Origin of the sequence: Streptomyces griseoloalbus (assembly GCA_014650015.1) — a bacterium.
GTDB lineage: Bacteria > Actinomycetota > Actinomycetes > Streptomycetales > Streptomycetaceae > Streptomyces > Streptomyces griseoloalbus.
Window position 1 is genome coordinate 14,023 of sequence record BMUD01000005.1, and the last position, 20,045, is coordinate 34,067.

At 72.7% G+C, this 20,045-nt stretch carries 19 protein-coding genes; 8 read left to right on the top strand and 11 right to left on the bottom strand.

Annotated features, from left to right (window positions below):
- Positions 1-119 precede the first annotated feature (119 nt).
- Positions 120-1,160, top strand: coding sequence for an NAD(P)-dependent alcohol dehydrogenase (locus IE178_RS09030; RefSeq protein ID WP_184761190.1), 1,041 nt, complete (start codon positions 120-122; stop codon positions 1,158-1,160).
- Positions 1,161-1,191: 31 nt separating this feature from the next.
- On the opposite strand, the gene IE178_RS09035 is transcribed toward IE178_RS09030, so the two are convergent.
- On the bottom strand, positions 1,192-2,310 hold the full coding sequence (locus tag IE178_RS09035) for a hypothetical protein (protein WP_184761191.1): 1,119 nt from the start codon (positions 2,308-2,310) through the stop codon (positions 1,192-1,194).
- Between the two features lie 153 nt (positions 2,311-2,463).
- On the opposite strand from IE178_RS09035, the gene IE178_RS09040 reads away from it, so the two are divergent.
- Positions 2,464-3,621: a cystathionine gamma-synthase gene (locus IE178_RS09040; protein WP_184761192.1), complete on the top strand. Its 1,158-nt coding sequence runs from the start codon at positions 2,464-2,466 to the stop codon at positions 3,619-3,621.
- Positions 3,622-3,648: 27 nt separating this feature from the next.
- Here IE178_RS09040 and IE178_RS09045 read toward each other — a convergent pair whose 3' ends face one another.
- From IE178_RS09045 to IE178_RS09055, 3 genes are all read right to left on the bottom strand, one after another.
- On the bottom strand, positions 3,649-3,897 hold the full coding sequence (locus IE178_RS09045) for a hypothetical protein (RefSeq protein ID WP_184761193.1): 249 nt from the start codon (positions 3,895-3,897) through the stop codon (positions 3,649-3,651).
- A 13-nt stretch (positions 3,898-3,910) separates the two neighbouring features.
- On the bottom strand, positions 3,911-4,414 hold the full coding sequence (locus tag IE178_RS09050; protein WP_193511887.1) for a sigma factor-like helix-turn-helix DNA-binding protein: 504 nt from the start codon (positions 4,412-4,414) through the stop codon (positions 3,911-3,913).
- Between the two features lie 289 nt (positions 4,415-4,703).
- Entirely contained in the window at positions 4,704-5,225 is a 522-nt protein-coding gene (locus IE178_RS09055; protein WP_193512062.1) for a MarR family winged helix-turn-helix transcriptional regulator, read from the bottom strand.
- Between the two features lie 162 nt (positions 5,226-5,387).
- Here IE178_RS09055 and ilvA point away from each other — a divergent pair, with 162 nt between their 5' ends.
- From ilvA to IE178_RS09070, 3 genes are all read left to right on the top strand, one after another.
- Positions 5,388-6,617 carry a threonine ammonia-lyase gene (gene ilvA, locus IE178_RS09060; protein WP_193511888.1) on the top strand — a complete coding sequence of 410 codons (1,230 nt, stop codon included), beginning with the start codon at positions 5,388-5,390 and terminating at the stop codon, positions 6,615-6,617.
- A gap of 238 nt (positions 6,618-6,855) precedes the next feature.
- Positions 6,856-7,887, top strand: coding sequence for an ATP-binding cassette domain-containing protein (locus IE178_RS09065; RefSeq protein ID WP_193511889.1), 1,032 nt, complete (start codon positions 6,856-6,858; stop codon positions 7,885-7,887).
- Positions 7,884-8,729 (top strand): ABC transporter permease, encoded by an 846-nt coding sequence (locus IE178_RS09070; RefSeq protein WP_184761197.1) that lies wholly within the window; start codon positions 7,884-7,886, stop codon positions 8,727-8,729. The genes IE178_RS09065 and IE178_RS09070 overlap by 4 nt, the downstream gene beginning before the upstream one ends.
- Before the next feature lie 57 nt (positions 8,730-8,786).
- On the opposite strand, the gene greA is transcribed toward IE178_RS09070, so the two are convergent.
- Together greA and IE178_RS09080 are read right to left on the bottom strand one after the other, a co-directional pair.
- Positions 8,787-9,284 (bottom strand): transcription elongation factor GreA, encoded by a 498-nt coding sequence (gene greA, locus IE178_RS09075; RefSeq protein ID WP_184761198.1) that lies wholly within the window; start codon positions 9,282-9,284, stop codon positions 8,787-8,789.
- Positions 9,285-9,452: 168 nt separating this feature from the next.
- On the bottom strand, positions 9,453-9,851 hold the full coding sequence (locus IE178_RS09080) for a DUF4307 domain-containing protein (protein ID WP_184761199.1): 399 nt from the start codon (positions 9,849-9,851) through the stop codon (positions 9,453-9,455).
- Between the two features lie 148 nt (positions 9,852-9,999).
- Between IE178_RS09080 and mca the strand changes: the two genes are divergently transcribed.
- Both mca and IE178_RS09090 read left to right on the top strand, forming a co-directional pair.
- The gene (mca, locus tag IE178_RS09085) at positions 10,000-10,881 is read left to right on the top strand and encodes a mycothiol conjugate amidase Mca (protein WP_184761200.1); all 882 of its coding nucleotides are present in this window, start codon (positions 10,000-10,002) and stop codon (positions 10,879-10,881) included.
- The gene (locus IE178_RS09090; protein ID WP_184761201.1) at positions 10,874-11,122 is read left to right on the top strand and encodes a hypothetical protein; all 249 of its coding nucleotides are present in this window, start codon (positions 10,874-10,876) and stop codon (positions 11,120-11,122) included. The genes mca and IE178_RS09090 overlap by 8 nt, the downstream gene beginning before the upstream one ends.
- A gap of 322 nt (positions 11,123-11,444) precedes the next feature.
- Here the strand turns inward: IE178_RS09090 and IE178_RS09095 are convergent, their stop codons facing one another.
- Positions 11,445-14,645 carry a tetratricopeptide repeat protein gene (locus IE178_RS09095; protein WP_193511890.1) on the bottom strand — a complete coding sequence of 1,067 codons (3,201 nt, stop codon included), beginning with the start codon at positions 14,643-14,645 and terminating at the stop codon, positions 11,445-11,447.
- A gap of 369 nt (positions 14,646-15,014) precedes the next feature.
- Here IE178_RS09095 and IE178_RS09100 point away from each other — a divergent pair, with 369 nt between their 5' ends.
- The gene (locus tag IE178_RS09100; RefSeq protein ID WP_193511891.1) at positions 15,015-17,048 is read left to right on the top strand and encodes a thioredoxin domain-containing protein; all 2,034 of its coding nucleotides are present in this window, start codon (positions 15,015-15,017) and stop codon (positions 17,046-17,048) included.
- Positions 17,049-17,119: 71 nt separating this feature from the next.
- Here IE178_RS09100 and IE178_RS09105 read toward each other — a convergent pair whose 3' ends face one another.
- The 4 genes from IE178_RS09105 to trhA form a co-directional block, all read right to left on the bottom strand.
- Positions 17,120-17,443 (bottom strand): hypothetical protein, encoded by a 324-nt coding sequence (locus IE178_RS09105; RefSeq protein ID WP_193511892.1) that lies wholly within the window; start codon positions 17,441-17,443, stop codon positions 17,120-17,122.
- A gap of 47 nt (positions 17,444-17,490) precedes the next feature.
- Positions 17,491-18,222, bottom strand: a complete 732-nt coding sequence (locus IE178_RS09110) for a Mut7-C RNAse domain-containing protein (protein WP_184761205.1) — start codon at positions 18,220-18,222, stop codon at positions 17,491-17,493.
- Positions 18,223-18,315: 93 nt separating this feature from the next.
- A complete protein-coding gene (locus IE178_RS09115) occupies positions 18,316-18,972 on the bottom strand; it encodes a TetR/AcrR family transcriptional regulator (protein WP_193511893.1) in 657 nt (218 codons plus the stop codon).
- 56 nt (positions 18,973-19,028) lie between these two features.
- The gene (gene trhA, locus IE178_RS09120; protein WP_193511894.1) at positions 19,029-19,742 is read right to left on the bottom strand and encodes a PAQR family membrane homeostasis protein TrhA; all 714 of its coding nucleotides are present in this window, start codon (positions 19,740-19,742) and stop codon (positions 19,029-19,031) included.
- Positions 19,743-20,045: the final 303 nt, after the last annotated feature.

The window sequence follows — 20,045 nt, forward strand, 5'->3', positions numbered from 1 at the left end:
ACAGCCAACGTACGCAAACCCGTGGGCTGGGTAAGGCATGGCCGTCGGCGCAGGCTGGACGGCGTGCCCGGTCGGACAGAAGGCAGCCGGGCGCACGACGTCACGAGGAGAACCACGGCATGACCACTGTTGCCGCATACGCCGCACCCGCCGCCAAGGCTCCGCTGGAGCGGACGACCATCGAGCGGCGCGAGGTCGGCGAGCACGACATCCTGATCGACATCAAGTTCGCGGGCATCTGCCACTCCGACATCCACCAGGCCCGGGAGGGCTGGGGCGAGGCGATCTTCCCGATGGTCCCCGGCCACGAGATCGCCGGCGTGGTGTCCGAGGTCGGCCCCGGCGTCACGAAGTTCCAGGTCGGTGACCGGGTGGGCGTCGGCTGCATGGTCGACTCCTGCCGCGAGTGCGACAACTGTGAGGCGGGCCTGGAGCAGTACTGCCTGAACGGCGCCACGATGACCTACAACGGCATCGGCAAGGACGGCGAGCCGACCCACGGCGGCTACGCGCAGACGATCGTCGTCGACGAGAACTACGTCGTCCGCATCCCCGAGGGGCTCTCCCTCGACGAGGCCGCCCCGCTGCTGTGCGCGGGCATCACCACGTACTCCCCGCTGCGGCACTGGAACGCCGGCCCCGGCAAGAAGGTCGCGATCGTCGGACTCGGCGGCCTCGGCCACGTGGCCGTGAAGATCGCGCACGCGCTCGGCGCCGAGGTGACCGTGCTGTCGCAGTCCCTGCGCAAGAAGGACGACGGCCTGAAGCTGGGCGCGGACCACTACTACGCCACCGCCGACCCGGCCACCTTCGAGAACCTGAGGGGCAGCCTCGACCTGATCGTCTCCACGGTCTCCGCCCCGCTCGACCTCGGCGCGTACCTGTCGCTGCTGAAGACGGACGGCGCGCTGGTGAACGTGGGCGCCCCGGAGGAGCCCGTCTCCCTCAACCTCTTCTCGGTGATCGGCGGCCGCAAGACCCTCGCCGGGTCGAGCATCGGCGGCATCCGGGAGACCCAGGAGATGCTGGACTTCTGCGCCGAGCACGGCATCGGGGCGGAGATCGAACTGATCGCCGCCGCCGAGATCAACGAAGCCTACGAGCGGGTGCTGAACAGCGACGTCCGCTACCGCTTCGTGATCGACACGGCGACGATCTGAGGCCCTGACCGGGCCGGCGACCCTGCCGGTGTCAGTGCGGCAGGGTCGCCGGGCTGCCGCCGTTCGCCTCGTAGCCGGCGACGGCCAGGGCGCGGTGGACGGCGAACTCGGCGGCGGGGTCGGACGACAGTGTCCAGGGCAGGGCGCCGACGTGGCCGTCGATGTGTATCAGCTGGCTCATGGCCTCCGCCCAGCGCTCGGCGCGGACCAGGAAGAAGACCAGCAGGTGCCGCACATGCGCCGACATCGGGTCGTCGGGGCGGGCCGAGTGCACCGCGTGCAGCGCGCCGTGGATCGCCTTCGTGACGACCTCGCTCTGGTAGAAGCCGCTGACCAGGTTCACCTCGGGCAGATGCTCGAACACCGCGAACAGCGGCATCGCGGCCAGCAGCGAGCCCTGCGGCGCCCTGGCCGCCGCGGCCTCCGCGAACGCGTACGCCTGCTGCCGCGAGCCGTGCCACTTCTCGCACCAGTAGTGCAGCGCGGCCAGATGCGCCCCCATGTGGTTCGGCGCGCGGTCCAGGATCTTCAGCCAGACCTGCTCGAAGTCCTGCTGGGAGTAACCGAGTCCGCGGGCCACCGAGAGTTCCACGATGTACGGGATCGGGTCACCGGGAGCCAGCAGCGCCGCCTCGCCGCACGCCGCCTTCGCCTCCTCCATGATGATCCGGAACTCGTCCGTCCCGGGCGCCGCCGTACGCCACGCCTGCTGCACCAGGAACTCCGCGTGCACCGCGGCTCCCGCCGCGTCCTTGGGCGCCTCGGTCCGCCACACCCGCAGCCACTGTCCGCCCGGCGCCTCGCCCACCGAGCCGGGCCGCTGATTCAGCTCCAGCGAGGCCGCGCCCGCGAAGGCCTGGACGCGCTGCCAGCGCAGCTCGCCCGCGGCGTCCGTACCGGCCAGCAGCTGCTGCGCCGCGCGGTGGTCCTGCGTGCGCTGCACCAGGTCCAGGACGTCCAGCAGGTCCTGGTCGGGGCCGGGCATGCGGATGTCCAGCTCCTCCTCGCGGGCGAAGCCGTAGTTCGCCGGGTCCGCCGCGTCCGGGTGGCCGGGCGGCACCAGTCCGACCGCGCCGCGCCGGCGCCTGAGGAACGGCAGCACCACGACGCCGAGCATGACGAGCGCGATCAGGACCCAGAGAATCTCCATGCCACCAGCGAACCAGACCGCGCCGACAATTGGCCAACCCGGTCCCCGAACCTGTGGAAAACGCCCGGCGCCCGCCTCCCGCGGGCCCGCCCCGACGCCCGCGCCCGCTGCGCGTCCGCCATCCGCACCCCGCGCGCACTACCCTCGGTGCTCATGAGCGACAGGCACATCAGTCAGCACTTCGAGACACTCGCGATCCACGCGGGCAACACCGCCGACCCCCTGACGGGCGCGGTCGTCCCGCCGATCTACCAGGTGTCCACCTACAAGCAGGACGGTGTCGGCGGCCTGCGCGGCGGCTACGAGTACAGCCGCAGCGCCAATCCGACCAGGACCGCGCTGGAGGAGAACCTCGCCGCCCTGGAGGGCGGCCGCCGCGGTCTCGCGTTCGCGTCCGGACTGGCGGCCGAGGACTGCCTGTTGCGTACGCTGCTCAGCCCCGGCGATCACGTGGTGATCCCGAACGACGCGTACGGCGGCACGTTCCGCCTCTTCGCCAAGGTCGTCGCCCGCTGGGGTGTGGAGTGGTCGGTGGCCGACACCGGCGACCCCTCCGCCGTACGGGCCGCCATCACCCCGAAGACCAAGGCCGTGTGGGTGGAGACCCCCTCCAACCCGCTGCTCGGCATCACCGACATCGCCGCCGTCGCCCAGGTCGCGCGGGACGCGGGCGCCCGCCTCGTCGTGGACAACACCTTCGCCACGCCGTACCTCCAGCAGCCGCTCTCGCTCGGCGCGGACGTCGTCGTGCACTCCCTGACCAAGTACATGGGCGGCCACTCGGACGTCGTCGGCGGCGCCCTGATCACCAAGGACGCGGAGCTCGGCGAGGAGCTGGCGTTCCACCAGAACGCGATGGGCGCGGTCGCCGGCCCCTTCGACTCCTGGCTGGTGCTGCGCGGCACCAAGACCCTCTCGGTCCGCATGGACCGGCACAGCGAGAACGCGACCAGGATCGCCGACATGCTCACCCGCCACGCGCGCGTGACGAGCGTCCTGTACCCGGGGCTGCCGGACCACCCCGGTCACGAGGTCGCCGCCAAGCAGATGCGGGCGTTCGGCGGCATGGTCTCCTTCCGCGTCGAGGGCGGCGAGGAGGCGGCCGTCGAGGTCTGCAACCGGGCCGAGGTGTTCACGCTGGGCGAGTCCCTGGGCGGCGTCGAGTCGCTGATCGAGCACCCGGGGCGGATGACGCACGCGTCCGCGGCCGGCTCCGCGCTCGAGGTCCCCGCCGACCTGGTGCGCCTGTCCGTGGGCCTCGAGAACGTCGACGACCTGCTCGAAGACCTCCAGCAGGCGCTCGGCCGCTAGGGCAGGCAGGAAGCCCGCACCAGCCGGTCACCAGCCCGTCAGCGGTGGAGTCGTCTCCGACGGCGGCTCCACCCAGGGGCGGACCGTCAGCGCCCACACCACGAACGCCACCGTCACCGCCAGCAACAGCAGCCACATCGCGCGGCGGGCGAGCGTCCTGCGGCGCAGCAGGCGGGCCCCGCGGCGCGCGGCGTCCGCGTGGAGTTCGGGCGGCACGGGCGGCGGCGACTGCTCCAGCAGCCGCCGTACGGTCGCCTCACGATTCATCCGGGTCATGCCCGCCCCCGCTTCATGACGGTTCCGCCTCGACGCCTCCCACCGCGGGGGCCGGTCCCGGGGGTGGGCGCAGCACGGTCGCCATCGCGCGATGGAAGACGGTCCGCACGCGTTCGGCGGGCAGGCCGAGCAGTGCCGCCGTCTGCTCCTCGGCGACGCCCTCGTGGAGCCGCAGCACCAGGATCAGACGCTCCCGCGGGGTGAGCCGGGCCAGGGGGCTTCCCGGGTGGGGGCGGGTGCGCGGCAGTCCGCCGTGCCGGTGCCAGGCGCCGCGCGCGAAGCGGGTCGCCAGATACCGGCGGGTGTGGTCGTAGGGGTCCTCGCCGCGCAGCCGGTCCCAGCACGCGTACGTGTGGGCCAGCGCCAGGGTCAGCAGGCGCCGCGCGCGCGGGTTGTCGTCCCGCGCCTCGGCGGTGAGCAGGGTCGCGGTGTGCAGCAGCCGTCCGCCCGCGCCCGCGACGTACGCCTCGAACTCGCGGGCCCGGCGGACATCCTGGGACGCATGCCGTGGTCGCAACCGCGCCTCCCGCCACCCCTGAGAGAGCCGGTCCCGGCCGCGTACGGCCTACGGCGGGCGCGTACGACGGGGACCCGGTGTCTCATATCAGGCCAGGGCGCACCCCGCGGTCAAGGGCCGCGCACACGCGGAAACCGGGCCCGTGTACGCCGCCCACGCCGCCGAGGGGAGAGCGAAGGGCCCTGGGGAGAGCCCAGGGCTCCGGGGGGAGCAGACGACTGGAGGAATCAGAGGCCCCAGGGACTCACGGGGCTCACGGGGCTCACGGGGCTCACGGGGCTCACGGGGCTCAGGAGTCCGACCGGTCCGATGGTCCGCCGGAGGGCCCCTGCACCGACATCCGCGAGGACAGCGCACCGTTGAAGCGCGTCAGGAGCGCGCAGAACGCCTCGCGCTCCTCCGGTGCCCAGTCGTGTGTCAGCTCGGCCATCAACTGACGCCGCGAGGAGCGCACTTCCTCCAGGCGCGACTGCCCGCGCGGGGACAGCTGGAGCACGACCGCGCGCCCGTCCTCGGGGTGCGAGGTCCGCTTGACCAGGCCGGTGTCCACGAGCGGGGCGACCTGACGGGTGACCGTCGAGGAGTCGATGCCCATGCTCGCGGCGAGCGCCTTGACGCCCATCGGGCCTTCCTTGTCGAGGCGGTTGAGCAGCAGGTATGCGGCGCGGTCCATCGAGTTGCGCACCTGGCCGACCCCGCCGAGCCGCGTCTGTTCCGCACGGCGGGCGAACAACGCCACCTCGTGCTGCAGCGTGTCGAGAAGACCGGTGTCACCGACGGCCGACAGGTCCGTCGTCCTGTCCATCGACATTTCAGGTGGTGTGGGCATGGCCGGAGGCTCACTTCGTGGAGGGCTGCTGATTGGGGGACAGGGTACGCGGATGGAAGGCGGGCCGTACGGGGGCTGCGCGAAGACGAGTCCGCGGGTTGGTCACACCGGTCGCCGCCGTCCGTGAACTGCGATGCTGGAGTCATGAGCTACAGCACGGCCGAAGCCTTGCGGACCGTCACTCTCGACGATGTGCGCGGCGCCCGGAAGATGCTCTCGGGTGTGGCGCGGATGACCGCGATGGAGGGCAGCAGGCACCTGTCCCGGACGGTGGCGGCCCCGGTGCACCTGAAGTGCGAGAACCTTCAGCGGACGGGGTCGTTCAAGCTGCGCGGCGCGTACGTCCGGATCGCCGGGCTGCTGCCCGAGGAGCGGGCCGCCGGAGTCGTCGCGGCCAGCGCCGGCAACCACGCGCAGGGGGTCGCGCTGGCGTCGTCGCTGCTCGGGGTGCGTTCCACCGTGTTCATGCCGAAGGGCGCCCCGCTGCCGAAGATCAGCGCGACCCGGGAGTACGGCGCCGAGGTCCGCCTGCACGGCCAGGTGGTCGACGAGACGCTGGCCGCCGCGAGGGAGTACGCGCACGAGACGGGTGCGGTGTTCATCCACCCCTTCGACCACCCGGACGTCATCGCGGGCCAGGGCACGGTGGGCCTGGAGATCCTGGAGCAGTGCCCGCAGGTGCGCACGATCGTCGTCGGTGTCGGCGGGGGCGGGCTGGCCGCGGGGATCGCGGTCGCGGTGAAGGCGCTGCGGCCCGACGTGCGGATCGTCGGCGTGCAGGCGGAGGGCGCGGCGGCCTATCCGCCCTCGCTGGCGGTCGGGCGTCCGGTGTCGGTGCGCAACCCGGCGACGATGGCCGACGGCATCAAGGTGGGGCGGCCCGGTGACGTGCCGTTCGGGATCGTCGGCGAGCTGGTGGACGAGGTGCGCACGGTCACCGAGGACGAGCTGTCGGCCGCGCTGCTGCTGTGTCTGGAGCGGGCCAAGCTGGTCGTCGAGCCGGCCGGGGCCAGCCCGGTCGCGGCTCTGCTGAGCCGGCCGGACGCCTTCGAGGGGCCGGTCGTCGCGGTGCTGTCCGGTGGCAACGTCGACCCGGTGCTGATGGAGCGGGTACTGCGGCACGGCATGGCGGCCCAGGGCCGCTATCTGGCCGTCCGGCTGCGTCTGACGGACCGGCCGGGCGCGCTCGCCTCGCTGCTCGGGACGCTGTCGGGGGTCGACGCCAACGTCCTCGACGTGAGCCACATACGGACCGATCCGCGGCTCGGGCTCACGGAGGCGGAGGTCGAGCTGCACCTGGAGACCAAGGGCCCGGCGCACTGCACCGAGGTCAACCAGGTCCTGCGCGAGGCGGGGTACACGGTCATCGGCTGACACGGTCATCGGCCGGCAGGGCCATCGGCTGCCGGCGGACAGGGCGTCACTCCTTCGGGTAAGTCCACGGCGATACGCGATACATCGCGTTACGGTGCGTCTCGGGTCATGGTCGCGGTCCCTCGCGGCCGTCGCGGTCCCTTGCCCGCGCGGCCGCGAACCCGGCAGATCACAGCGCGCGAACCTAGGCTTTCCGAAGGATCCCGACGACGCGGTTCCCGACGACGTGGAGACTCATATGCCAGGTGCCATCCATGCCGAAGGCCTCGTGAAGACCTTCGGAGACGTAAGGGCACTGGACGGCGTCGACCTCGATGTCCCCGAGGGCACTGTCCTGGGCCTGCTCGGGCCGAACGGCGCGGGCAAGACCACCACCGTCCGCTGCCTGACCACCCTGCTGCGGCCCGACAGCGGCAAGGCCGTCGTCGCCGGCCTCGACGTTCTGGAGCAGCCCGACGCCGTGCGCCGCTCCATCGGCCTGTCCGGCCAGTTCGCGGCCGTCGACGAGTACCTGACCGGCCGCGAGAATCTGCGGATGGTCGGACAGCTCTACCAGATGCCGGCGAAGGCCGCGAAGGTGCGCGCGGACGAGCTGCTGGAGCAGTTCCACCTCGCGGACGCCGCCGACCGCACCGCCAAGACCTACTCCGGAGGCATGCGCCGCCGCCTCGACCTCGCCGCGGCCCTGGTCGTCTCACCGCCCGTGATGTTCATGGACGAGCCGACGACCGGCCTCGACCCGCGCAACCGCCAGCAGCTGTGGGGCGTGATCAAACAGCTCGTCTCCGGCGGTACGACCCTGCTGCTCACCACCCAGTACCTGGAGGAGGCCGACCACCTCGCGCACGACATCGCGGTCGTCGACCACGGCCGGGTCATCGCCCAGGGCACCTCCGACCAGCTCAAGGCCCGCACCGGCGGCGAGCGCGTCGAGGTCGTGGTGCACGACCGCGAGCACATCCGGGCCGCCCGCGCCCTCCTGGACAAGTACAGCCTGCGCGGCCCCGGCGCAGGCGACACCACGGTCGAGGACCACATGCGCAAGATCACCACGCCGGTGTCCGGCGGAGCGAAGCTCCTGGCCGAGATCATCCGCGAGCTCGACTCCCGCGGCATCGAGATCGACGACATCGGACTGCGCCGCCCCACCCTCGACGACGTCTTCCTCTCCCTCACCGGACATGTCGCGGAGATCAAGGACGAGGACGACGGCGCCGCGCGGGACACCGCGGGACACGGACACCGGCACGGCAAGGAGGCCGTGAAATGAGCGCCGTCACCGACGCCGTGCGGACCACGGCACCCGGCAACCCCGTCGCCCAGTCGATCCGGGACTCCCTGGTCGTCGCCAAGCGCAACCTGATCCGCATGGTCCGGATCCCCGAGGTGGTGATCTTCGGGCTGATCCAGCCGATCATGTTCGTGGTGCTGTTCTCGTACGTGTTCGGCGGCTCCATGAACATCGGCGGCAGTACCGACGCCTTGGTGTACCGCGAGTTCCTGATGGCCGGCATCTTCGCCCAGACCGTCACCTTCGCCACCGCCGGAGCCGGTGCGGGCATCGCCGAGGACATGCACAAGGGGCTCATCGACCGGTTCCGCTCGCTGCCCATGGCCCGCGGCGCGGTGCTCACCGGCCGTACGCTCGCCGACCTGGTGCAGACGGCGCTCACCCTGCTCGTACTCGCCGTCGTCGCCCTCCTGGTCGGCTGGCGCACCCACTCCAGCGTCGGTGAGGTGCTCGGCGCGTTCGCCCTGCTGCTCCTGTCCGGGTACGCGTTCACCTGGATCGGCGCGGTCATCGGCCTGTCGGTGCGCACCCCGGAGGCGGCCACCTCCGGCGGACTGGTCTGGCTGTTCCCCGTCACCTTCGTGTCGAACGCGTTCGTCGACTCCGGCAACATGACGCCCTGGCTGCGCCACATCGCCGACTGGAACCCGTTCAGCGCCACCGTCCAGGCCTGCCGCGGGCTCTTCGGCAACCCCGGGGTGTCCACCTCGGGGGCCTGGCCGATGCAGCACCCGGTGTGGGCCTCGCTGATCTACTCGGTCCTGATCATCGCGTTCTTCCGCACCCTCGCCGTGCGCAAGTACCGCTCGGCCGCGGCATGACGAAGCCCCCGGCGCCGCTGGGGGTGCCGGGGGCCCGTCGGGGACTCGCGGGGCGGGTCAGCCGTTGTAGGGATCGGCCTTGAGGATCTTCACCGAGGCCTTCTTGCCGTTGGGCAGCTCGTACTCCGCGTCCTCGCCGACCTTGTGGCCGATCACGCCCGAGCCGAGCGGGGACTGCGGCGAGTAGGTCTCGATCTCCGTGCTCGCGTACTCGCGCGAGGCGAGCAGGAAGGTCAGCGTGTCGTCCTCGTCGCCGTCGAAGGCGATCGTCACGACCATGCCGGGCGCCACCGCGCCGTTGGCGGCGGGCGCCTCACCGACCTTCGCGTTCTCGAGAAGCTGGGTGAGCTGGCGCACTCGGAGCTCCTGCTTGCCCTGCTCCTCCTTGGCCGCGTGGTACCCGCCGTTCTCCCGCAGGTCGCCCTCCTCGCGCGCGGCGGCGATCTTGGCGGCGATCTCCGAGCGCGCGGGACCAGTAAGGTACGCAAGCTCGTCCTTGAGCTTGTTGTACGCCTCCTGGGTCAGCCAGGTGACGTTCTCGCTGGTCTGGGTCACAGGTGCTCCTCGTAGGTACTGGGAATACAAAGCATCGCCCTACCCAGAAGGATGTTCCTCCACGGAAGGGCGAAACCACGAGCCTAACAATTCACTGCCCGTAGGGGGAGGACATAAGCCACCAGATTCGTATCAGCGCAGGTCAGTGGTCAGGTATTCCCCGACACATCACTCGGCGTGGCAGCCGACGAGCTCGGCCGTGGTGCCCGGGGAGGTCGTGCGCAGGGTGACGACCTCGTCGATGCGCGTGGCGTCCGTGCCGAAGCGGAAGTCGGCGCGGCCCACCTCGGCGCCGTTCTCGGCCTGCGAGCGCACCGTGCAGTAGCCGGCGACCCCCGCGTCCTTGTGCACCTCCAGGTGCACCTTCACCGCGTCCTCGGAGAGGTCGAAACCGATCAACTCGGCGCTGATCTCGTTCTGGGCGACGTAGTGGTAGCCGAACCAGCCGACCAGTCCGAGCAGCAGCACCCCCAGGACGGCGCCGACGGCCTTGAGGGTGCGGTCGGCACGCTCGTCCGAGGAACGGCCGTAACGGCCCTCGGGCAGCCGCGTGCTCGACGTGCTCATGATCGTCTCCTCGGCAGGAGGGGACCGGCGTCCCCCTGGCAGGTCCCGGAACGGAATTCCGGAATTATTCGTCCCCCGATTCGGTCACTATAGAAGCCTGCGACTGCGCCGCCGCACTGAGGGCGCCTACCGACTTGAGGATTGAGTCTTGACTGACCAGCTGCGACTGATGGCCGTGCACGCCCACCCCGACGACGAGTCGAGCAAGGGCGCGGCCACCATGGCGAAGTACGTGTCCGAGGGGGTGGACGTGCTGGTGGTGACCTGCACCGGCGGGGAGCGCGGCTCCATCCTCAACCCGAAACTGCAAGGTGACGCGTACATCGAGGAGAACATCCACGAGGTACGCAAGAAGGAGATGGACGAGGCCCGCGAGATCCTCGGCGTGAAGCAGGAGTGGCTCGGCTTCGTCGACTCCGGCCTGCCCGAGGGCGACCCGCTGCCGCCGCTGCCGGAGGGCTGCTTCGCCCTGGAGGACGTCGACAAGGCGGCCGGCGAGCTGGTGCGCAAGATCCGCGCCTTCCGCCCCCAGGTGATCACCACCTATGACGAGAACGGCGGTTACCCGCACCCCGACCACATCATGACCCACAAGATCACGATGGTGGCGTTCGAGGGCGCGGCGGACACCGAGAAGTACCCGGAGGGCGAGTTCGGCCCGGCGTACCAGCCGCTGAAGGTGTACTACAACCAGGGCTTCAACCGTCCCCGCACCGAGGCGCTGCACCAGGCCATGCTGGACCGCGGCCTGGAGTCGCCGTACGGGGACTGGCTCAAGCGCTGGAGCGAGTTCGAGCGCAAGGAGCGCACGCTCACCACGTACGTCCCGTGCGCCGACTTCTTCGAGATCCGCGACAAGGCCCTGATCGCGCACGCCACGCAGATCGACCCCGACGGCGGCTGGTTCCGCGTGCCGATGGACCTCCAGAGGGAGGTCTGGCCCACGGAGGAGTACGAGCTCGCCAAGTCCCTCGTCGACACCTCCCTCCCCGAGGACGACCTCTTCGCGGGCATCCGGGACAATGTCTGACATGAGCGCAAGCGCAAGCCTGGCAATGACCCACCTGGTCTCCCTCGCCAAGGAGATCGACGAGGACAAGGTCACCCCCGGTGTCCTCGGCTTCATCGTCTTCGCGGTGATGGCCGTGGCGGTCTGGGCCCTGATGAAGTCGATGAACCGGCACATGGGGCGGGTGGACTTCCCCGAGCCCGAGGCCCCGGCGACCGATTCCGAGGACGCCCTGGCCAAGGGCGGCAAGAAGCAGGCCTGACCGCGGGGCCCTCCGGAGCTGCTGGAGGGCCGTACGGCAGCGGCGCGAGCCGAGCACCCGGTGGTGGTGCGGGCCGAAGGCGGATCCGCGCGGCCCCGCGCTCGCGGGGTACCGTCGCGCCCGACCGTGCCGCCTTGCGGCACGACTGCCCGCGCTCGCGGGGTACCGTCGCGCCCACCCGTGCCGCCCTGCGGTACGACTGCCCGCGGTGGGCGGGCCTGCGCCCGACCGTGCCGCCTTCCGGCACGACTGCCCGCGCTCGCGGGGTGCCGTCGCGCCCACCCGTGCCGCCCTGCGGCACATCTGCCCCCGGTGGGCGCGATCACGCCTTCGGTCCCACCGCCACGCCCATCACCTCGCGGGCGTGGCGGCCGGGGACCAGGCCCAGGCGCCAGGCCTGCCAGCCCGCCTCGAGGCTCGCCCCCCGCTCCAGCAGGAGCTGGTACGCCTCCACGCAGTCGTTCAGCTTCCCGTCGCGGGAGGCGTGGCCGGCGCGGCCCAGCTGCGACAGTTCCTCCTGGGCCACCGCCGTGCCGACCTCCGTGCCGCCCGGTGCCGCGTACGGCAGCAGCGTGCAGCGCAGGAAGCGCGCCCAGTCCTCGCCGCGCCGGTCGCCGTACGACACGAACAGGGCCACGGCTTCGTCGCACAGGGCGAGCGCCTGCTGCGTACGGGCGTTGCCCGCGTCGACGACCGCCAGCTCCAGGCAGGTCCACGCCTCGCCGTGGGCCACCCCGATGCGCTGGAAGTCGGCGCGCGCGTCCACCAGCAGCTGGCGGGCGAAGCCCGAGTTGCGCAGCGACCCCGTTTGGGCGGCCCGCTGGTCCCGGGTCACCCGCGCCGAGTGGTGCCGGGCGCACGCCAGACCGTAGACGTCCCGCATCCGGGAGAACATCGTGCGGGCGCGTTCCAGCTCACGCACCGCACGGTCCAGGTCCCCGGTCTCCTCCAGCGCCTGGCCCAGGTAGTACAGCGTCCACGCCTCGCCGCGCGCGTCCTCGTTGTCCCGGTGCCGGGCGGCGGCCCGGCTCAGGTCCTCCACCGCCGGTGAGGCGTCGCCGTCCACCAGCCGGGCCCGCGCCAGCTCGGTCAGCGCCCAGGCCTCCCCACGGGCGTCGCGGGTACGGCCGTACAGGTCCAGCGCCGTACGCAGCTCGGCCTCGGCGCGCGGGACGTCCCCCATCCGCAGGTTCAGCTGCCCCAGCTGGAAGTGCGCCCACGCCTGCCCGTGCACGGACTCGCCCGCGCGGTGCAGCACCAGCGACTCGGTCAGCAGGTCCAGCGCCTCGGACAGCCGGGCGCGGTCGCGCTCCACCGCCGCCAGCGCGTGCATCGTCCAGGCGCGGTCCGTGGCCAGCTCCGGCACGGCCTGCAGTTCCATCGCCTCCCGCAGCTTCGCCGACGCCTCCGTCAGGTTGCCCTGGTGGTGCAGGGTGATGCCGAGCGAGGTCAGCGCCCGGGCCGCACCCGCGTCGTGGTGTGCCTCCCGGTACAGGTCCACCACCGACGTCAGCGTCGTCCGCGCCTTGTCCAGCTCACCCAGCTGCCGTGCCGCGATACCCGTGCGCCACTGCACCGAGCGGACCAGCAGCCCCTCGTCCACGGCCTGCGCCAGCTCGTTGATCTCCCCGAGCCGGTACAGGTCGCCGCGCAGCAGGCAGTAGTCGCACAGCGCGCCCAGCAGATTCAGCACCGCCCTGCGGTCCACGCCCTCCGCGTGCCGCAGCGCCGCCGTGATGAAGCTCGACTCGTCGTCCAGCCAGCGCAGCGCCTCGTCCAGCGAGGTGAACCCGTACGGGCCGAAGCGGTCCGAGCGGGTCGACATGTTGCCGTCGACCAGGCGCAGCACCGAGTCGGCCAGTTCGGCGTAGTTCACGATCAGCCGTTCCTGCGCCGCCGTGCGCTCGGCGGGGTCCTCCTCGTCGAGGAGGCGGGCCAGGGCGAAGGCACGGACGAGGTCGTGCAGCCGGTAGCGGCTGTGCCGTACGCGGTCGATCAGGCCGGCGCGGGACAGTGCCTCCAGGTGCCGGGTCGCCTCCGCCTCGTCGGTGGCCAGGAGCGCCGCGGCGGCCGCGGCGCCCATCGAGGCCCGTCCGGCCAGCGCCAGGCGGCGCAGCAGCCGCCGTCCGGTCTCCGGCTGATCGGTGTAGCGCAGCCACAGGGCGCGCTCGACCGGCTCGACGGGCCCGTAGGCGCCCAGGTCCGTGGCGAGGGCGAGCGGCGAGCGCGGGCCGAGGGCCGCGCCGGCGATCCGCAGCGCCAGCGGCAGGCCGCCGCACAGCTCCCGCACCCGCTCGGCGGAGTCGGCGTCGTACGGCCCCGAGGGGTCCTGCGCCGCGGCCGCCAGGAGTTCCTCCGCGCCCGCCGGGTCCAGCGGCTCCACCGGCAGCTGGTGCACCCGGGCCGGCAGGTCGTCGGGCAGGCCGAGCGGTGCGCGGGCGGTGACCAGGACCAGGCTGTCGGACCGCTCGGGTATCAGCGTGCGGACCTGCTGCGGATCGGAGGCGTCGTCCAGGACGACCGTGACCGGCATCCCGGTCACATGCTGGTGGTACAGCTCGCTCAGCCGCTTGACCTGCTGGTCCGGGGAGGAACGCTCCCGGAACAGCAACTGCTCGCGGGGCGCCCCGAGCCGGTTCAGCAGGTGCAGCAGCGCGTCCCGGGTGGACAGCGGAGGCTCGCCGGGGCTGTCGCCGCGCAGATCGACGACGCAGGCCCCGCGGAAGTAGTCCTTCAGGTCGTGCGTGGCGCGCACCGCGAGCGTCGTACGGCCGCTGCCGGACGGCCCGTGCAGCACCACCACCGTCGGCTGGGTCTCCGCGGTCGCGCGGGCCGCCTGCACCCACTGCCGGATCCGCGCCATCTCCCGCCGCCGGCCCGCGAACGGCCCCAGCGGTTCGGGCAGTTGCCCGAACGACTGCTCCAGCACACTGCGCCCGCGCGCCGCCGCGCTCTTGTCCGCGCCGCGCAGCCGCGGCCCGGCCTGCTTCGGCCCCGTGGACGCGACCAGCACCCGCTGCTGGTCCAGGAACGGGCGGATCCCCCGCACCTCCAGTGCCGTCAGCCACTGCAACCGCAACTGCTCCGGGCCGCCCGGCTGGCTCACCGCGCCGGCCCGGTGGTGGGCGGCGGGCACATGCGCGCCGGCCACCTTCACCACGGTCGCCGCGGCACCGACGACGCCGACGGTCACGCCCGCGCCCAGCGCCGTCCCGGTGCCCGTCCCGAGGGCCATGTCGGCGACCACGGCCGCGACCCCCGCCACCCCGGCCACCAGCAGCGGCGTCCCGGCGCCCTCCCGGGCGTAGCGCTGCCGGAAGGTGAGCTGCCCGGCCTCCGCCTCGTCCAGGGCGCGCGTGTACGCCTCGTACTCCTCGGCGGCCGTCGCCGCCATCGCGTCCAGCGCCCCGCGCGCCCGCGCCAGCAGTACCTTTCCGTCCGTACGCCCGCCCGACCGGCGCACTTCCTCCTCCACGGCGCGCGCCAACAGCCGTTCGGCATCCGCCCGATGACCGTCCCGCATGTCACGTCCCCCTCCGGCGGCAACTCCCTTGGCTACGAGTGTGCTGCGGACGGGGCGTCAGCGCGAGGGGGCCACGATCACCGGTTGCGGTCCGGTGACGAAGGAAGCGGGTGGCGCGCGCCGGCGCGAGCCGGGGTCAGGAGCGGGCCGCAGCCGGTCAGCGGCGGGGTGCGCAGCGCGACGACCGCCCGCCGCCACGCCTGCGTCACCGCCATCGCCATCGCTTCAGGCCCGCGGACGGCCCGCGGACGGCACGCGGCCGGCCGCGCGCCGTCCGCGGGCCCCCGATCGGCGCAACCGCCCCCGGACCCGCGGGCGCGGCCCCGGGCGTGGCCCGACGGCTGTCCACGGGTCGGGCAGGATGGAGGTATGCCGAACCGACTGGCGCATGAGACGTCCCCGTATCTCCTCCAGCACGCCGACAACCCGGTCGACTGGTGGCCGTGGTCCCAGGAGGCGTTCGACGAGGCGCGGCGGCGCCAGGTGCCGGTGCTGCTGAGCGTCGGCTACGCGAGCTGCCACTGGTGTCATGTCATGGCGCACGAGTCCTTCGAGGACCGGGCCACCGCCGACGAGCTGAACGCGCACTTCGTCAACATCAAGGTGGACCGCGAGGAGCGCCCCGATGTCGACGCCGTCTACATGGAGGCCGTGCAGGCGGCGACCGGGCAGGGCGGCTGGCCCATGACCGTGTTCCTCACACCGGACGCCGAGCCGTTCTACTTCGGTACGTACTTCCCGCCCGCGCCCCGGCACGGCATGCCGTCCTTCCGGCAGGTGCTCCAGGGCGTCCACCAGGCGTGGGACGAGCGGCGGGACGAGGTCGACGAGGTCGCCGGGAAGATCGCGCGGGACCTGGCCGGCCGGGAGATCTCCTACGGCGACGACCAGGTGCCCGGCGAGCAGGAGCTCGCGCAGGCGCTGCTGGGGCTGACCAGGGAGTACGACCCGCAGCGCGGCGGATTCGGCGGGGCGCCCAAGTTCCCGCCGTCCATGGTGATCGAGTTCCTGCTGCGGCACCACGCCCGCACCGGCGCCGAGGGCGCGCTCCAGATGGCCCAGGACACCTGCGAGCGGATGGCGCGCGGCGGGATCTACGACCAGCTCGGCGGCGGGTTCGCGCGGTACTCCGTCGACCGGGACTGGGTGGTGCCGCACTTCGAGAAGATGCTCTACGACAACGCGCTGCTGTGCCGTGCCTACGCCCACCTCTGGCGGACCACGGGCTCGCAGCTCGCGCGCCGGGTGGCGCTGGAGACCGCCGACTTCATGGTGCGCGAACTGGGCACCGCGGAAGGCGGGTTCGCGTCCGCGCTGGACGCCGACAGCGACGACGGCACCGGCAGGCACGTCGAGGGCGCGTACTACGTGTGGACGCCCGCGCAGCTGCGGGAGGTGCTCGGGGAGGAGGACGCCGACCTCGCCGTACGGTACTTCGGGGTGACCGAGGAGGGCTCCTTCGAGGAGGGCGCCTCGGTGCTGCAACTGCCGCAGCGGGACGAGGTGTTCGACGCCGGGCGGATCGACGGCATCAAGGAGCGGCTGCTCGCGGCGCGCTCCGCGCGGCCCGCTCCCGGCCGGGACGACAAGGTGGTCGCCGCCTGGAACGGGCTCGCGATCGCCGCGCTCGCCGAGACCGGGGCCTACTTCGACCGGCCGGACCTGGTCGAGGCCGCCGTCGCCGCCGGTGACCTGCTGGTGCGGCTGCACCTCGACGACCAGGCCCGTATCGCCCGCACCAGCAAGGACGGCCGGGTCGGGGCCAACGCGGGGGTGCTGGAGGACTACGCCGATGTCGCCGAGGGTTTCCTGGCGCTCGCGTCGGTGACGGGGGAGGGCGTGTGGCTGGAGTTCGCCGGGCTGCTGCTCGACCATGTGCTCGCCCGCTTCACCGACGCCGGGTCGGGTGCCCTGTACGACACGGCGTCCGACGCGGAGCGGCTGATCAGGCGTCCGCAGGACCCTACCGACAATGCCGCCCCGTCCGGCTGGACCGCCGCGGCGGGGGCGCTGCTGAGCTATGCCGCGCACACCGGTTCGGAGCCGCACCGCACCGCCGCCGAACGGGCGTTGGGCGTGGTGAAGGCGCTCGGCCCGCGGGTGCCGCGGTTCATCGGGTGGGGTCTCGCGGTCGCCGAGGCGGTGCTGGACGGACCGCGGGAGGTCGCGGTGGTCGGCCCGGCGCTCGACGACCCGTCGACGGCCATCCTGCACCGCACGGCACTCCTGGGCGCGGCGCCGGGCGCGGTGGTCGCCGTCGGGACTCCGGAGAGTGACGAGTTCCCGTTGCTCGCCGACCGGCCGCTGGTCCGGGGTGGACCGGCCGCCTACGTCTGCCGCAACTTCACCTGCGACGCGCCGACGGCCGATCCGGACGGGTTGCGCGTGGCGCTGGGTGGCTGAGCCGGTCGCCCCACCAGGGCGTTCGGCGCCGGGACGAGGCCCGCGACGGCGTCGCCCGGGGCACGGGGGCGTCAGGCGCCGCTGAGGATCAGCGCGGCCGTGGTGAGCATGGCGAGCCACTGCGCGGCCACGGCCGCGGACCGGGCGGGCAGCCACCGGGTCCGTGGCCAGACCGCGGCGAGCAGCCCGGCCGCGAGGGCGGTCAGGAAGAAGCCCTGGACGACCCCGTCGGGGACCCCGGAGCACTGCTCGCCGTAGGTCAGGCACCGGCTGCCCCGCTCGCCGGCGAGCACGGCGAGCCAGGCGAGGGCGACGGTGGGCAGCAGCAGAACCAGTCCGGCGACGGACCATCCGGTCAACTGCCGGGCGGCGGCCGGCTGCGGTGTGCTGTTCATGGCCCCATCCCACCGCGCCCACGGGCCCCGCGGCACCGGCCCGGTACTCAGTCCTCCTGGGTACCCCGGCTCAGGGCCCGCTCCACGATCGCCACCAGCTGTTCGTGGTGTGCGCCCTTCCAGTACGCCCGGCCGCACGCGCCGCACTGCGCGAACACGTCGTAGGTGCGGTGGGTGCCGCCCTTCAGCTGGTCGGCGACCTCGTCCTTGGTGGCCCGGCGCAGCAGGCCGTTGCAGGCGGTGCAGCGGGTCCACGGCCGCAGCTCGGGCTGGAACCGGTCCAGTACGTAGGGGAGCTGCTCCTCGGGGCGGGTGCTGTAGACGAACGCGCCCGCCCACAGCTCCCGGCGCCGCAGCAGGCCGCGGTCGCGGCTGAGCATGACCCGCTGCTCGGCCGCCGAGCGGGCGGCCAGCGCAGGGTCGCCGATGTCCGTCGACTCGTACGCCGTGTCCACGCCCAGCAGCCGCAGCCGGCGCGCCAGCGTGCCGAGGTGCACGTCGAGCAGGAAGCGCAGGGGGGCGCCCGGCACCCGCTGGGGGTGTTCGACGGTGCGTACGGTCACCGACTCGCCGGCGGCCGGGACGTGTCCGGCGGGCACCTCGCGGCCGTCCACGAGCAGCGCGCCGACCTCGGTCAGCGGGACTCCGAGGGACTCGACGACATGGCCGAGGGTGGAGACACCGTCGGTGGCGGCCTTCGTGGCGCCCGTGGGCCGGGCCTGAGGGACGAAGAGCAGCAGCTCCGGATCGAACGCGATGTGGATGTCGGGACCGTTCACCCGGCCAAGGATGTCATGCCCCGGTCCGCCACCTCGGGGTTCGCGCACCGGGCCGCGGGAGCCACCGCCGCGCTTCGTGGCGGAGTCGGCGGCTCAGGGGGTGCGGTCCGCCGGACGTGGGGCCTCCGGGGCGGGCAGGCCGTGCTCGCACACGTCGAGGGTCCGGTCGACGAGGCGGGCGAGGTCGTCGGTGTGGCCGTGTTCCGCCCAGTACGTCGCGGCCTCCAGCAGTCCGCACAGCAGGGACGTCGTGCAGACCCGCACCTCCAGGCCGTCCGGGTCGAGCCCGGTGCGCGCGGCGATCGCCTCGGCGAGCAGGCGGCCGGTGGCCGACACGCTCTCCAGCATCCGGGACCGCACCGCGGGGACCTCGCGCAGCAGTCGCGCCCGCAGCAGCGTCGTCTCCGGCTGCTCGGCCATCGCGAGGCCGACGGCCCGGCGCAGCACGTACCGGACCGACGCGGGCCAGGGTTCGTCGGCGGGCCGCTCGGCGAGTGCCGAGCGCAGCGGCCGGTCGTACTCGTCCGTGAGGACGATGTCCTCCTTGGCCGGGAAGTACCGGCAGACGGTCGACGGCGACACCTCGGCGCGCTCGGCGATCCGCTCGATCGTCGTGGCGTCGTACCCCCGCTCCCCGATCAGTGCGAAGGCCGCCTCGCGGATCGCCTCACGGGTCTTGGTCTTCTTCCGCTCACGCAGCCCCGGGCGGGCCGGGTCGGCGGGAGCGTGGGGGGAGCGTGTGGCCTTCATGCCGGTCATTGTCGGCCACGGCCGACAATGACCGGCCGCTGCGCGTGAACCGGCCGTCACGCGTGCTGGTACGCCACCAGGGAGATGCCGACGTAGTGCGCGATGAAGGCGGCCAGAGTGAAGGAGTGGAAGACCTCGTGGAAGCCGAACCAGCGCGGTGACGGGTTGGGCTTCTTGATGCCGTAGATCACCCCGCCCGCGCTGTAGAGCAGACCGCCCACGACCACCAGGACGAGGACGGTGACGCCGCCGGTGCGCAGGAAGTCGGGGAGGAAGAAGACCGCCGCCCAGCCCATCGCGATGTAGCAGGGGGTGTACAGCCAGCGGGGGGCGCCGACCCAGAAGACCCGGAAGACGATGCCGGCGGCCGCCGCCGCCCAGATGCCCCACAGCAGCCAGCGGCCCTTGGAGTCCGGCAGCAGCAGGATCGTCAGCGGGGTGTAGGTGCCCGCGATGATCAGGAAGATGTTGGCGTGGTCGAGGCGGCGCAGCACCCCGTCCATGCGGGGGCTCCAGTCGCCCCGGTGGTACAGCGCGCTCACGCCGAACAGCAGGCAGGCCGTGAAGGCGTAGATCCCGCAGGCCAGGCGCCCCCGGGCCGAGTCGGCGGAGGCGGTCAGCGCCAGTCCGGCGATCAGGGCGGCGGGGAACATCCCGAGATGCAGCCAGCCGCGGAGCTTGGGCTTGACCGGGTGCGGCAGGGAGGTCGCGACCGGGCCGCGGCCGTCGGCCGGCGGGTCCGTGGGCGCGTCGGGGGCGAACGCAGTCATATCTCAATCGTACCTACGGAACCGTAAGTTACGGATCGGGCCGACGCATTGGCTCCGCGAAGTGGCCATCATCTCACGCCTGTTTCCCCGGCGCACCGCCGGATCGTCACACAAAGAAACCGCAAGGTATACGCAACGTGCGCGTAAAGCGCCGCGAGAAACCGTGGCCATCGTCACGCCGCTCACTTGTGCGCCCCACTGGACAGATGGGCACTCTCGTCGGATGATCAAATGAGTGCGGTCGGCACCGGATGAGCGCCAGAGACCTCACCGTGAAGCATCCGGGTCGCAGCCCCCACGGGG

Coding starts and splice junctions, on each gene's coding strand:
- IE178_RS09030 (WP_184761190.1), top strand. CDS start 120: ATGACCACTGTTGCCGCATACGCCGCACCCGCCGCCAAGGCTCCGCTG.
- IE178_RS09035 (WP_184761191.1), bottom strand. CDS start 2,310: ATGGAGATTCTCTGGGTCCTGATCGCGCTCGTCATGCTCGGCGTCGTG.
- IE178_RS09040 (WP_184761192.1), top strand. CDS start 2,464: ATGAGCGACAGGCACATCAGTCAGCACTTCGAGACACTCGCGATCCAC.
- IE178_RS09045 (WP_184761193.1), bottom strand. CDS start 3,897: ATGACCCGGATGAATCGTGAGGCGACCGTACGGCGGCTGCTGGAGCAG.
- IE178_RS09055 (WP_193512062.1), bottom strand. CDS start 5,225: ATGTCGATGGACAGGACGACGGACCTGTCGGCCGTCGGTGACACCGGT.
- ilvA (WP_193511888.1), top strand. CDS start 5,388: ATGAGCTACAGCACGGCCGAAGCCTTGCGGACCGTCACTCTCGACGAT.
- IE178_RS09065 (WP_193511889.1), top strand. CDS start 6,856: ATGCCAGGTGCCATCCATGCCGAAGGCCTCGTGAAGACCTTCGGAGAC.
- IE178_RS09070 (WP_184761197.1), top strand. CDS start 7,884: ATGAGCGCCGTCACCGACGCCGTGCGGACCACGGCACCCGGCAACCCC.
- IE178_RS09080 (WP_184761199.1), bottom strand. CDS start 9,851: ATGAGCACGTCGAGCACGCGGCTGCCCGAGGGCCGTTACGGCCGTTCC.
- IE178_RS09090 (WP_184761201.1), top strand. CDS start 10,874: ATGTCTGACATGAGCGCAAGCGCAAGCCTGGCAATGACCCACCTGGTC.
- IE178_RS09095 (WP_193511890.1), bottom strand. CDS start 14,645: ATGCGGGACGGTCATCGGGCGGATGCCGAACGGCTGTTGGCGCGCGCC.
- IE178_RS09100 (WP_193511891.1), top strand. CDS start 15,015: ATGCCGAACCGACTGGCGCATGAGACGTCCCCGTATCTCCTCCAGCAC.
- IE178_RS09105 (WP_193511892.1), bottom strand. CDS start 17,443: ATGAACAGCACACCGCAGCCGGCCGCCGCCCGGCAGTTGACCGGATGG.
- IE178_RS09115 (WP_193511893.1), bottom strand. CDS start 18,972: ATGAAGGCCACACGCTCCCCCCACGCTCCCGCCGACCCGGCCCGCCCG.
- trhA (WP_193511894.1), bottom strand. CDS start 19,742: ATGACTGCGTTCGCCCCCGACGCGCCCACGGACCCGCCGGCCGACGGC.